10 protein-coding genes, 1 riboswitch and 1 other annotated feature are annotated in these 13,359 nt (G+C 33.8%); of the genes, 1 reads left to right on the top strand and 9 read right to left on the bottom strand.

Features of this window, described 5'->3' with window-relative positions:
* Positions 1–40: 40 nt before the first annotated feature.
* Positions 41–141, bottom strand: a riboswitch (SAM riboswitch).
* A gap of 85 nt (positions 142–226) precedes the next feature.
* From MHI13_RS00050 to serS, 3 genes are all read right to left on the bottom strand, one after another.
* Positions 227–556 carry an AzlD domain-containing protein gene (locus MHI13_RS00050; RefSeq protein ID WP_017175618.1) on the bottom strand — a complete coding sequence of 110 codons (330 nt, stop codon included), beginning with the start codon at positions 554–556 and terminating at the stop codon, positions 227–229.
* Positions 553–1,248 carry an AzlC family ABC transporter permease gene (locus tag MHI13_RS00045; protein WP_054105629.1) on the bottom strand — a complete coding sequence of 232 codons (696 nt, stop codon included), beginning with the start codon at positions 1,246–1,248 and terminating at the stop codon, positions 553–555. The genes MHI13_RS00050 and MHI13_RS00045 overlap by 4 nt, the downstream gene beginning before the upstream one ends.
* Before the next feature lie 286 nt (positions 1,249–1,534).
* Positions 1,535–2,818: a serine--tRNA ligase gene (gene serS, locus MHI13_RS00040; RefSeq protein ID WP_002488451.1), complete on the bottom strand. Its 1,284-nt coding sequence runs from the start codon at positions 2,816–2,818 to the stop codon at positions 1,535–1,537.
* 76 nt (positions 2,819–2,894) lie between these two features.
* Positions 2,895–3,098: a binding site (T-box leader), on the bottom strand.
* A 270-nt stretch (positions 3,099–3,368) separates the two neighbouring features.
* Between serS and MHI13_RS00035 the strand changes: the two genes are divergently transcribed.
* Positions 3,369–4,181, top strand: coding sequence for an NAD(P)H-hydrate dehydratase (locus MHI13_RS00035; RefSeq protein ID WP_054105628.1), 813 nt, complete (start codon positions 3,369–3,371; stop codon positions 4,179–4,181).
* Between the two features lie 48 nt (positions 4,182–4,229).
* On the opposite strand, the gene gyrA is transcribed toward MHI13_RS00035, so the two are convergent.
* The 6 genes from gyrA to dnaA all read right to left on the bottom strand — a co-directional run.
* Positions 4,230–6,884 carry a DNA gyrase subunit A gene (gyrA, locus tag MHI13_RS00030; RefSeq protein WP_019834693.1) on the bottom strand — a complete coding sequence of 885 codons (2,655 nt, stop codon included), beginning with the start codon at positions 6,882–6,884 and terminating at the stop codon, positions 4,230–4,232.
* A gap of 41 nt (positions 6,885–6,925) precedes the next feature.
* Positions 6,926–8,860: a DNA topoisomerase (ATP-hydrolyzing) subunit B gene (gyrB, locus tag MHI13_RS00025; RefSeq protein WP_054105627.1), complete on the bottom strand. Its 1,935-nt coding sequence runs from the start codon at positions 8,858–8,860 to the stop codon at positions 6,926–6,928.
* 9 nt (positions 8,861–8,869) lie between these two features.
* On the bottom strand, positions 8,870–9,985 hold the full coding sequence (gene recF, locus MHI13_RS00020; protein ID WP_017175622.1) for a DNA replication/repair protein RecF: 1,116 nt from the start codon (positions 9,983–9,985) through the stop codon (positions 8,870–8,872).
* Positions 9,982–10,224: a S4 domain-containing protein YaaA gene (gene yaaA / locus MHI13_RS00015; RefSeq protein WP_170999996.1), complete on the bottom strand. Its 243-nt coding sequence runs from the start codon at positions 10,222–10,224 to the stop codon at positions 9,982–9,984. The genes recF and yaaA overlap by 4 nt, the downstream gene beginning before the upstream one ends.
* Positions 10,225–10,583: 359 nt before the next feature.
* Positions 10,584–11,717, bottom strand: coding sequence for a DNA polymerase III subunit beta (gene dnaN / locus MHI13_RS00010; RefSeq protein ID WP_025987126.1), 1,134 nt, complete (start codon positions 11,715–11,717; stop codon positions 10,584–10,586).
* A gap of 289 nt (positions 11,718–12,006) precedes the next feature.
* A partial coding sequence (gene dnaA, locus MHI13_RS00005; RefSeq protein ID WP_049420565.1) for a chromosomal replication initiator protein DnaA occupies positions 12,007–13,359 on the bottom strand: 1,353 nt, incomplete at its 5' end.

Raw genomic sequence — 13,359 nt, 5'->3', positions numbered from 1 at the left:
CCACTCTTAATTTTAAAAGTATGAAGCGATAATACTTTAGTACTTATCATTCGAGTATCTCGTTGGTTGTAGCACCGTACAATGATTTGTCGGTTGCTGAAGCTTCATAGGGCCAATTCCCTCTACTTCTCAAAATAAGAGTATCTATATATTGATTGAATGGTTTAATTTAAATTTATTTTAATACAATTGTCTGGTTAACTTCAATGCGCAGTAAATAAATGGATTAAAAGAACCATCGTATACCTGCAATGAATATAATACCTACAATAATAGTAATGGTTAGACTACGCGTCACAACTGCGATAATGACTGTAGGAATGGTTGCTACAATGAATGGAATATTTAATTCAAAGCCCTGCATGCCTTTATGTTGAACGATAAAACTATCAATAACTAACGCAGTGAATAATGAAATCGGAATAAATGACAGCCATTTGATGACTGTTTCTGACAGTTGAATACGTGAAATCATTAAAAAAGGTACGACACGTACAATTAATGTCACTAATCCACATAAAACGATGAGTAAAAGCATATGTCCAGTTATCGTCATCGATCCATCACCACCCCAAGTGTTGCAGCACAAATTGATGTAACAAGAATAGCCACATAAGAGGGCATCAACCAACTTAAAATGAACATCATTACAATAACGAACGCAATTAATACGATATATATACTTATTTTGGAACGTGTAATCGTTTCAAATTGAGCCATAGCCAAGAAAATAAACATAGCTGTAATCGCAAAGTCTAACCCTAACATTTCAGGATGAGAGATGTATTTCCCAAAGATTGCCCCTAACACACAAGCCATTGCCCAAAATGAATAAGCAGTAATATTTAATCCATGTAACCATCGGTCATTAATTGTTTCCCCTTTTAAGTGTGGCGTTATAGCAACCCCAAAGGTCTCGTCAGTAAGAAGAGAAGACAAAGCTAAACGATTCCATATACCATAATCTTTATAATTAGGTGATAATGTCATAGACAATAAAAAGAAGCGGGAATTCACAATTAACGTTGTTAACACGATGGCTGATATAGGTGTACCAGTAATAACTAAAGCACAAATAATAAATTGTGCTGCGCCTGCATAAACCAATAAACATAACAGAAGAATTTCTAGAACACTAAAATCCTGAGAAGCTGCCACGATGCCAAATGATAGTCCTATACCGATGTATCCTAGTAGTGTTGGAATACATTCTTTGACTCCTTGTTGAAATGTTACATGTGACGTCATGTTAGCTCCCCCTTTATATATGTATTTTCAAATTGACTATATATTTTAATTAAATTCAGTCTAATATAATCTAATAGACGCTTCAATATCTTTAGACGTCCGTTTGAGTGAGGTTAGAGAGAAGGGCGTTTAGAAATATTGATACTTCAATGTTTTAAAAATATCAGAAATTTTCGATATTTTTAAATTTACCTTTCTCAGGGCAGTCTTATTTAATATAAAAATAAATAAAGCGATAGAGGACTATGTCACTCTATCACTTTATGAGTTGAATTCTATTTAATGATTAGTTGACTGGACGAATTTCTGTTTTGCCGCCCATAAATGGTACAAGTGCTTCTGGAATTGTAATTGAACCATCTTCGTTTTGGTAGTTTTCTACGATAGCAGCAAATGTACGACCTACTGCAAGTCCACTACCATTTAATGTGTGTACTAATTCTGGTTTAGAAGAAGCATCACGTTTGAAACGAATGTTAGCACGACGAGCTTGGAAATCAGTACAGTTTGAGCAAGAACTAATTTCTTTGTAGTCATTGTAACTTGGTAACCATACTTCTAAGTCATATGTTTTACTTGCGCTGAAACCAATATCTCCAGTACATAAGATCACGCGACGATATGGTAATTTTAATTCTTCTAAAATTGCTTCGGCATTTTGAGTCATATCTTCTAATGCATCCCAAGAATCTTCAGGTTTTTCAAAACGCACCATTTCAACTTTATCGAATTGATGTAAACGAATTAAACCTCTTGTATCTCTACCAGCTGATCCCGCTTCACTACGGAAACATGCAGTTTGACCAGTGAATTTTTCTGGTAACACACCAGGTTGGATAATTTCATTTCTATAGAAGTTTGTTAATGGCACTTCTGCAGTTGGAATTGTATATAAGCCTTCTTTTTCAACTTTGAATAAATCTTCTTCAAATTTAGGTAATTGGCCTGTACCAAACATTGTATCTGCATTTACCAATTGAGGTGTCATCATTTCTGTATAACCATGTTGTGTTGTATGTTTTGTTAACATATAGTTCATTAATGCACGTTCTAATAAAGCACCATCTTTAGTTAAATAAACGAAGCGCGCACCTGATACTTTTGCAGCACGTTCGAAATCAGCCATTTTTAATTCTTCTACTAAATCCCAGTGCGCTTTTGGTTCAAAATCAAATTCACGAGGTGTACCCCATTTTTTTAATTCAACATTTTCAGTGTCGTCAGCACCTTGTGGTACATCATCTGCAATTAAGTTTGGAATACGAATTAAGATATCACGAATTTTGTTATCTACTTCATTTAATTTTGCATCATTTTCTTTAATTTCATCGCCTAATTCACGCATTTCTTTAATGACGTCATCCGCATCTTCTTTGTTACGTTTTTTTTCAGCGATTTGATCACTTACTTTGTTACGACGTGCTTTCATTTCTTCTGTTTTACCAATTAAATCACGACGTTGATTATCTAATTCTAATACTTCATCAACAACCTTTGAATCATCTCCTCGTAATTCAATTTTGCTCTTAACTTTGTCCGTTTCGTCTCTGAACTGCTTGATGTCTAACATATAATATTCATCCTTCCAAAAAAATTTATATTGAGTGACCATAGCGATTTAAAATAAAAAAAGACCACGTCCCCATACAAGGGACGTGGTCTACGCGTTGCCACCCTATTTAACAATTTAATTAAATAAACTAAATTGCACTCCACTATCGATAACGGTTAAAACCGATTGTTCAATATAAGTAGGTAGATTCGCATAAAAATTAATTACTTGTTTACACTAACCACAAGCTCTCTGAAATTAATACCCTTATGTTACTTAGCCTACGAACAATACTTTATTAACTTAATTTTAATATAGCAAAGTCATATATAATTTTCAAGCAGTTCCCTCAACCAAATATAACAAACTACATACGTTAAAATTCTGTCAATTTTAGCATTTATAAATTTATTTAAAATAGTGTTGACGAAACGCTTAAGCAGGTATAATATTTTCTATTGTATTTAAAACGCACATGATATTTTCGCTTGTCTTAATAACTCATCATTTCATTGATTTAATATATAGAAGTTATGACTTTCGAATCTAAATAGGGAGGATTCATCATATGGAAACATTAACTAATGTGACAATTCCTAAACGTAATGACGAAACGCATAAAGGTGATTATGGAAAAATTCTTTTAATTGGTGGTAGTGCAAATTTAGGCGGAGCAATCATGTTAGCTGCCCGTGCATGTCTTTTTAGTGGAAGTGGTTTAATTACTGTAGCCACACATCCTACTAATCATGCAGCCATTCATTCACGTTGTCCTGAAGCAATGGTAATAGATATTAATGATACTAAAATGTTAACAAAAATGATTGAGAATACAGATAGTATTTTAATTGGACCAGGTCTTGGCGTTGATTTTAAAGGAAATAATGCGATTACTTTCTTACTACAAAATATTCAACCCCACCAAAACTTAATTGTAGATGGTGATGCAATTACAATATTTTGTAAACTTAAACCTGATATTCCTACATGTCGTGTTATCTTTACACCACATCAAAAAGAATGGGAACGTCTAAGTGGTATTCCTATTGAAGAACAAACGTATGAAAGAAATAGAGAAGCTGTGGATAAATTAGGTGCTACTGTAGTACTAAAAAAACACGGTACAGAAATCTTCTTTAAAGATAAAGAATACAAATTATCAATTGGCACACCTGCAATGGCTACAGGTGGTATGGGTGATACATTAGCTGGTATGATTACAAGTTTTGTAGGTCAATTTGATAGCTTACAAGATGCCGTTACGAGCGCAACTTATATTCACAGTTATATTGGTGAAAAACTTTCTGAAAAAATGTACGTCGTGCCCCCTTCAAAATTAATTAATCAAATTCCTTATGTAATGAAAGAATTAGAAAGATAAATAATAAAAATAAGACTTCCCTATATGTGAGAAGTCTTATTTTTATATTTAATTCTGATCTGAATCATTCTCAATATCTTCATTTACACGATCCATGAAATCTTGTCTTACTTCGATGCGTTCATCATCTTCATCAGATTCAGTATGCAAAGCGTTACCAGGTGTCGTATCATCTATCACTTGTTCATTTGCACTTTCTGTAGTTTGGGCACTCGCATTTTCTGTTTGTTGTGCCGCTTCAGTCGCAGCTTCATCTTCAGTTTTATCAATGACTTTCGCAACGGTTGATACAGCTTGATTATCGCCTAATTTCATTAATCGCACACCTTGTGTGGCACGGCCATTTTGAGAAATATCTTCAACTTGTAGACGAATAATAATGCCACCATCCGTTACAATCATTAAATCTTCTTGACCACTTACCGTTGTAATACATACCACATTACCATTACGTTCTGTAATTTTAGCCGTTTTTATACCTTTACCACCACGATTAGATAAACGATATTCACTTACAGGTGTTCGTTTACCATAACCTTTTTCAGTAACGACTAGAACTTCATCTTCACTTTCAGCATAGGCTACGTCTAAACCTACGACTACGTCATTTTCTCTTAGAGAAATCCCTCTCACACCTGAAGCTGTACGACCTAGTGGGCGTAAACTATTTTCAGGGAATCGAATTAATGAGGCATGTGCTGTACCAAGTAAAATATCTTGTTTACCATCAGTAAGACGAACTGCAATCAATTCATCATCTTCTTTAAAGCCAATCGCAATTTTACCATTCTTATTAATATGAGAGAAATTGCTTAATGCAGAACGTTTAACAATACCTTTTTTAGTAGCAAAGACTAAGAAACTGTTCTCATCTTCTAAATCTCTTACGGCAATCATCGTACTAATCACTTCATCATTTTCAAGCTCAATCGCATTAATGACTGGAATACCTTTAGATTGACGAGATAATTCAGGTACTTCGTATCCTTTCAACTTATAAACACGGCCTTTATTCGTAAAGAATAAAACATTATCATGTGTACTTAATGTTACAAGTTGACTGACAAAGTCTTCTTCTAAGGTATTCATACCTTGTACACCTCGTCCACCTCTGTTTTGTGAACGATATGTAGATACAGGTAAACGTTTAATATAGTTGTTATGACTTAAAGTGATGACAATTTGTTCTTCAGGGATTAAGTCTTCATCTTCTAAGTGATCTAAACCACCCAATTGAATTTCAGTACGACGTTCGTCACCGAAACGTTCTTTAATTTCTGTAAGCTCATCACGAACAAGTTGAAGTAATACATCTTCATTTGCTAAGATCTCTTCTAATTCTGCAATATAACTTAATAATTCATTATACTCATTTTCAATTTTATCGCGCTCTAACCCAGTTAAACGACGTAAACGCATATCTAAAATGGCTTGAGCTTGACGTTCAGACAATTTAAAACGTTCTTGCAATGTTTCCATCGCCACTTTATCTGTGTCAGACTCACGAATAATAGAAATAATTTCATCAATATGATCCAGCGCAATTCTTAAACCTTCTAAGATATGTGCACGATCTTTCGCTTTTTTCAAATTGTATTCTGTACGACGACGTACAACTGTTTTTTGATGTTCTAAATATTCAACAAGCGCTTCTTTTAAGTTAATTAATTTAGGTCGACCATTCACAAGGGCAATCATATTTACACCAAATGATGTTTGTAATGGTGTATGTTTATATAAATTATTTAAAATAACATTTGCATTGGCATCTTTACGTACATCAATAACAACTCTTACCCCTGTACGTAAACTTGTTTCGTCACGAAGATCTGTGATACCTTCAATTCTTTTCTCACGCGCTAATTCTGCAATTTTCTCAATCATTCTTGCTTTATTCACTTGATATGGAATTTCAGTCACAACAATACGCTGACGACCACCGCCACGTTCTTCTATTGATGCACGTGCACGCATTTGAATTGATCCACGACCAGTTTCATAGGCACGTCTAATGCCACTTTTACCTAAAATTAAGCCAGAAGTTGGAAAATCAGGACCTTGAATATCTTCCATCAATTCTGAGATTGTGATATCAGGATTTTGACTTAAACGTAAGACTCCGTCAATGACTTCTGTTAAATTGTGTGGTGGAATATTTGTAGCCATACCAACCGCAATACCTGAAGCACCATTCACTAAAAGGTTAGGGAAACGAGAAGGTAAGACTTCGGGCTCTCTTTCTGTACCATCATAGTTATCTAAGAAATCAATAGTATCTTTATTGATATCACGTAACAGTTCTAATGTGATTTTGGTCATTTTTGCTTCGGTATAACGCATTGCCGCAGCACCGTCACCATCCATTGAACCAAAGTTACCTTGACCATCAACAAGAGGATAACGATAGCTAAAGGTTTGTGCCATTCTTACCATAGCATCATAAATTGAAGAGTCGCCGTGTGGATGATATTTCCCCATAACGTCCCCAACAATACGTGCTGATTTTTTATAAGGTTTGTCTGGAGTCATTCCTTGTTCATTTAGACCATATAAAATACGACGATGTACAGGTTTTAAACCATCACGTACATCTGGTAATGCACGTGAAACGATAACGCTCATCGCATAGTCTAAAAATGATTCGCGCATTTCGTTGGTTATATTTCTTTCATTAATTCTTGATTGTGGTAGAGAATCAGCCATCAAGATATCCTCCTTTTATAGTCAGTTCACATTAAGTTAAATTAGAAATCTAAATTAGCATAAACTGCATTATCTTCGATAAATTGTCTACGATTTTCAACAACGTCACCCATTAACATTTCAAATGTTTGATCCGCTTCTACTGCATCTTCAAGTTTTACTTGTAACATCATACGATTTTCAGGATTCATTGTTGTTTCCCATAATTGATCGGCATTCATTTCACCTAAACCTTTGTAACGAGAAATTTGCCATTTTGGAGTAGGATTTAGTTCAGCTTTTAATTTATCCAATTCACGATCGTTAAAGACGTAATATTTTTGTTTACCTTGTGTTAGCTTATACAATGGTGGTTGAGCGATGTATACATACCCAGCCTCAATTAATGGACGCATAAATCTGTAGAAGAATGTAAGTAATAATGTACGAATATGCGCACCATCTACATCAGCATCTGTCATGATAACAATCTTATGATAACGGGCTTTAGAAATATCAAATTCGCCACCTATGCCTGTACCAAATGCTGTAATCATTTGACGGATTTCATTGTTATTTAAAATACGATCTAAACGTGCTTTTTCCACATTTAATATTTTACCTCTCAACGGTAAAATCGCTTGTGTTTTTGAGTCACGACCTTCTTTTGTAGACCCCCCGGCAGAGTCACCCTCAACTAAGAAAATTTCACTTTCATCAGGATTTTTACTTGAACAGTCTGCCAGTTTACCAGGTAAACTTGAAATTTCTAATGCTGATTTACGACGTGTCACTTCACGCGCTTTTTTAGCTGCTACACGTGCTCTTGACGCCATGATTCCTTTTTCAACAATGATTCTTGCAACATTTGGATTCTCATATAAAAAGCGTTCAAAGTGTTCTGAAAATAATCGATCAACGATTTGACGTACTTCAGAGTTACCTAATTTCGTCTTCGTTTGACCTTCGAATTGTGGATTACCATGTTTTACAGAGACGACTGCTGTTAAACCTTCACGTGTATCTTCACCTGAAAGACGTTCTTTATCATCTTTAATAATCTTACTTTGAGTTCCATAACTGTTTAAGACACGTGTAAGTGCACGTTTAAAGCCATCTTCATGTGTACCACCTTCATATGTGTGGATATTATTCGCATAGGATAATAAGTTTGTAGCATAACCGCTATTGTATTGTATTGCAATTTCTACTTCGATATCATCTTTTGACTGATGAATATAAATAGGTTCGTCATGAATAGGTTCTTTATTTTCGTTCAGTAATTCAACGTAAGATTTAATACCACCTTCATAATGATACGTGTCTTCACGTTGTTCTTCATCTTCACGTTCGTCTCTTAGTGTAATTGAAATACCTTTATTTAAGAATGCTAATTCTCTAATACGTTTTTGAAGTGTTTCATAATTATAAACTGTTGTTTCTGAAAAGATTTCACTATCTGCTTTAAAGCGAATCACTGTACCTGTTTTATCCGTACTACCTATTTCTTTAAGATCAAATTGAGGCACGCCTTTTTTGTATGCTTGATGATAAATTGTTTCATTACGGTGTACATACACTTCTAAATCTTGTGATAACGCATTTACTACAGATGAACCTACACCATGTAGTCCACCAGATACTTTGTATCCGCCACCACCGAATTTACCTCCGGCATGAAGTACAGTAAGAATAACTTCTACTGCGGGACGTCCCATTTTTTCTTGAATATCGACAGGAATACCACGACCATTGTCAGTCACTTTAATCCAGTTGTCATTCTCAATCACTACTTCAATTTGATTAGCATATCCAGCTAGCGCTTCGTCAATACTGTTATCAACGATTTCCCATACCAAATGATGCAAACCTCTTTCTGAAGTTGAGCCAATATACATACCAGGGCGTTTACGTACCGCTTCAAGTCCTTCTAATACCTGTATTTGTCCAGCACCATAATTATCTGTGTTGTTTACATCTGACAATGTATTCACCATCACTTTCTATTACTTAATAATTTCACCTTGATTAATTCGGTAAAGTTTCGCATTATTCATGATTTCATGATCAATACCGTCTACCGATGTAGTTGTTACGAAGGTTTGTACTTTATGTTGAATTGTACTGAGTAAATGCGTCTGACGAGAATCATCAAGTTCACTTAAGACATCGTCTAATAATAAAATCGGATATTCTCCGACTTCAATGTTCATTAATTCTATTTCTGCTAGTTTAATTGATAAAGCGGTTGTTCTTTGTTGACCTTGAGATCCATAGGTTTGAGCATCCATGTCATTCACATTAAATCCTAAGTCATCTCTATGTGGACCGTATAAACATACTGCTCTATCCATTTCACGTTGTTGATATTCATTCAATAACGTGATGACTTCATCTAATAATTCACTCTTATTTTTACTTGTATCGCTAAGTTTAATACTTGGTAAATATTTTAGAGATAATGTTTCACGTTGGTTCGTAATACCAGCGTGGATAGGCTGTGCTAAAGCCTCTAATTCTTCAATAAATTGCTCACGTCTTAAAGTGACATTAAGCGCATATTGTGCAAATTGTTGATTTAAAACCTCTAGCATCGTTTTATCTGTTTTTTGACCAAGTTGTAACTGCTTAAGATAATTATTTTTTTGTTTGAGAATACGTTGATATTGAGCTAAATCGTTGAGATATACTGCAGAAATTTGCCCTAATTCCATATCTATAAATCGTCTTCTAATTTGAGGAGAACCTTTAACAATATTTAAGTCTTCAGGTGCAAAAAGAACCACATTTAGATGTCCAACATACTGTGTTAGTCGACTTTGTTCCAAGTGGTTCACTTTAACTTGTTTACCTTTTTTAGTTATATACATCGTTAATGGCATGGTTCCGTGTCTATAACTTAGCTCACCCTCTATTTTAGCATACTCAGAGTTAAACCGTATAAGTTCCTTGTCATTGGAGGTTCGGTGACTTTTAGCTAAAGCAAGGACGTAAATTGATTCAAGTAAATTTGTCTTTCCCTGTGCATTTTCTCCAATAAGAATATTCACTTCAGGATGACAATTTAACGTAACCGCTTCATAGTTACGATAGTTTTCTAATTGGAGTGTTTTAAGCTTCATTGCTCACCTTGATGAATAATAATAAATGAATCGATATCTGGAATATCAGGGAAGTCGATACGATCTTGGTCAGCTAGCTTTTTTCCACGACGTGTTTCACGTTCGCCATTTAATAAAACATCGTAATCTTGTAAGAACCATTTTGCTTGTCCACCTGATTCGATGATACCTTCTGTTTTAAGAAATTGACCTAACGTAATCTCGCCTTCAACTATTACTTCTTGAACCAAAATAATCACTCCATTTCTTTATATATCATTACTATATTATACCTTTTTTAGGAATAAATTTCATTTAAAATGAAGTGTGAAACCGCTTACTTTTAAATAAGTTTTTGTTATTTTAAATTGTTATGTAAAAAATAGATGATTTTTTGAAATTATGACAAAAATAATCAGAGACAATATCTCAATTTTTAATTTTAAGGCCTATTTCAGCGAATATAATGAGTTGTAGATAAAAACCACGTTTTACTAAATTTAGCTTCACTATGAACCTCTGAGATAGTTTAAAATTACTGTTTTAATCAATAAAAAAGTAGAACAGTAATTCAATAAGAACTCTGTTCTACTTTAACTTTTTAATTAATCTTTAATGACTAGTATGTTCTGATTGGTAAAATGAGTTGAGTGACTGAATCATCTGCTTTTGGTTTTAAGATAAATGGTTTCATCGTACCAAAGAATTCTACTTCAACTTCATCATTATCAATTGCTTTTAATGCGTCCATCATATATTTTGAGTTGAATGAAATTTTCAAATTGCCACCTTCAACATCAGTTGCTGTAACTTCTTCTTTTACTGTACCGATTTCTGGTGATGTAGATGATAATTCTACAACCTCATTTCCAGTACTTAATTTAATTACGTTATTTCCGCCTTCACGTGCAAGTAATGACGCACGATCTATCGCATGATAGAATTCTCCGTTATCTAATCCTAATTTGATTTCATAGTTTTCAGGGAAAAGACGTGTTGTATCAGGATAATGACCTTCTAATAAACGTGAAATAAAGTTTACGTTACCGACCTTGAACAATACTTGATTAGATGCAAAGAAAATATCGATGTCTTCATCATTATCACTCATAATTTTATTTAATTCAGATAATGCTTTACCTGGAATAATAACATTTTTATTTTCCGATTCATCTTCAAGCTTTAATTTTCTTACAGCCAAGCGGTGTGAATCCGTAGCAGTGCATATTAATTCATTATCTTGTATAAGCCAGTTCACACCAGTTAAAACTGGGCGTGTTTCTGAGGTGGACACTGCAAAGTTTGTTTGCGCAATAATGTTTTTAAGTACTTTTACAGATAATTGAATTGCATCATCACGTGATACTTGCGGTAATAATGGATATTGTTCAGGATCTAAACCACTTAAATTAAATTCTGAATGTCCTGATGTGATAAGGGTTTGAAACTGTTCATTTGTTGATAGTTTAACATCTTTGCCTGGTAATTTTTTAATGATGTCAACAAAGAAACGACCAGGAAGAACCACTGATCCAGTTTCAGTAATATCAACAATATCTTCTCCATCTACTTGTTTAGGAATCGTGATTTCAATTGAAATTTCTGAGTCAGAACCAGTTAAGATAACGTTATTATCTTTAGCATCAATTTTGATACCTGTTAAAATTGGTAAAGTTGTTCTTGGTGAGATTGCCTTTAATGTATCATTCAATTGTGTGATAAAGTAATCTCTTTTTATTGTAAATTCCATTATTAATTTAAACTCCTTCCAGTCGTTTATACTTAAATTATATAGGTTTTAAAATCATAGTAATAGTAGTAGGGCTTGTGGATTAGTGGATATCTCATGAAACACCTTTTATATCAAAGTTATGCACATGTGGATAAGTTGTTAATGATGTGTATTACTTTTTCACATTATCCACAATTTAACCTTTTCTAGATTCTTGCTATATTTATAAAATTATTTAGAAGCACAGTCATCTTTGATATTGAATGTCATATTTTAGCAATGCTGTTATATAACAGATTCATATTTCCTATTACTGTTTACGTATTTCTTTTTCTAAATCTTCGACTTCTTGTTTGAAAATTGGATCCGCCTTAATATCATTCGAAATTTTTTCGTGTGCGTGAATAACTGTAGTATGATCGCGTCCTCCAAATTCCTCACCAATTTTTGGTAATGAAAAATCAGTTAATTCTCTAGATAGATACATTGCAATTTGTCGTGGATATGCAATCGACTTTGTTCTTTTCTTAGCGCTAAAATCTTCGATGCGTACATTGTAATAATGTCCAACTACTTTTTGAATATCTTGAATCGAGATTTTTTTAGATTTGGGAACTTGAATAATATCTTTTAATGCTTCAGCAGCAAGTTCTGTTGTAATCGGTTTACCTTGTAATTTTGAATAAGCAAGTAAACGCGTTAAAGCTCCTTCAAGTTCACGAATATTTGATTGAATTTGATTTGCAATATAATTCAATGCTTCTGCTGGAATTTCTAAGTTCTCTTCTTCGATTTTTTTCTGCAAGATAGCCATACGTGTTTCATAATCTGGTGGCGTGATATCAACAATGAGACCCCATTCAAATCGAGAACGTAAGCGATCTTCAAGTTTTGCTATTTCTTTAGGTGGACGATCACTTGAAATAACAATTTGTTTTTTATTTTGATGTAATTCATTAAATGTGTGGAAAAATTCTTCTTGTGTTTGTTCTTTATTTTGAATGAATTGAATATCATCAATTAATAATACATCGATATTTCTATATTTTTCTCTAAATGCTTCAGGTTCATTGTTACGAATGGATTTAATAAAATCATTTGTAAACTTTTCGCTTGAAGTATAAAGCACTTTGGCATTCGGTTTATTACTTAGTACGTGATGACCAATGGCATGCATTAAATGCGTTTTTCCTAATCCTACGCCTCCATAGATAAATAATGGATTATAAGCTTGTGCAGGTGCTTCAGCTACAGCTAAGCTTGCTGCATGTGGGAAGCGGTTGCCAGGACCAATCACAAATGTATCAAACGTATTATGCGTATTAAATTGATCGATATCATCATGGCTATTATCAATGGCAGACGTTTTGTTTACAGTATTTGATTGTTTACGACTCGTTTCATCAAGTTCAGCGAGTTGTTCAGCAGTGTAAAATTTTGGATCAACTTCATAACCAATGATGTCTTTCATAATTGTTTGAATTACATCTTTATAATTTGAGTTTAACCAATCAGCATAAAACTCATGAATAACAAAGATGTAAGCAACATTGTCGCGAATTTCTTTAAGTTCAGTGTCTTTTAAAAACGTATTAAACGTTGTTTTCGAAATCTCTGACTCAGCTACTTCTAATACCTTTTTCCAAATTTCTTGTTCCGACAT

The organism is Staphylococcus sp. FSL K6-0223, from assembly GCF_038008285.1.
This window is presented reverse-complemented; position numbering and strand designations above follow the sequence as displayed.

Coding starts and splice junctions, on each gene's coding strand:
- MHI13_RS00050 (WP_017175618.1), bottom strand. CDS start 556: ATGACGATAACTGGACATATGCTTTTACTCATCGTTTTATGTGGATTA.
- MHI13_RS00045 (WP_054105629.1), bottom strand. CDS start 1,248: ATGACGTCACATGTAACATTTCAACAAGGAGTCAAAGAATGTATTCCA.
- serS (WP_002488451.1), bottom strand. CDS start 2,818: ATGTTAGACATCAAGCAGTTCAGAGACGAAACGGACAAAGTTAAGAGC.
- MHI13_RS00035 (WP_054105628.1), top strand. CDS start 3,369: ATGGAAACATTAACTAATGTGACAATTCCTAAACGTAATGACGAAACG.
- gyrA (WP_019834693.1), bottom strand. CDS start 6,884: ATGGCTGATTCTCTACCACAATCAAGAATTAATGAAAGAAATATAACC.
- gyrB (WP_054105627.1), bottom strand. CDS start 8,860: ATGGTGAATACATTGTCAGATGTAAACAACACAGATAATTATGGTGCT.
- recF (WP_017175622.1), bottom strand. CDS start 9,985: ATGAAGCTTAAAACACTCCAATTAGAAAACTATCGTAACTATGAAGCG.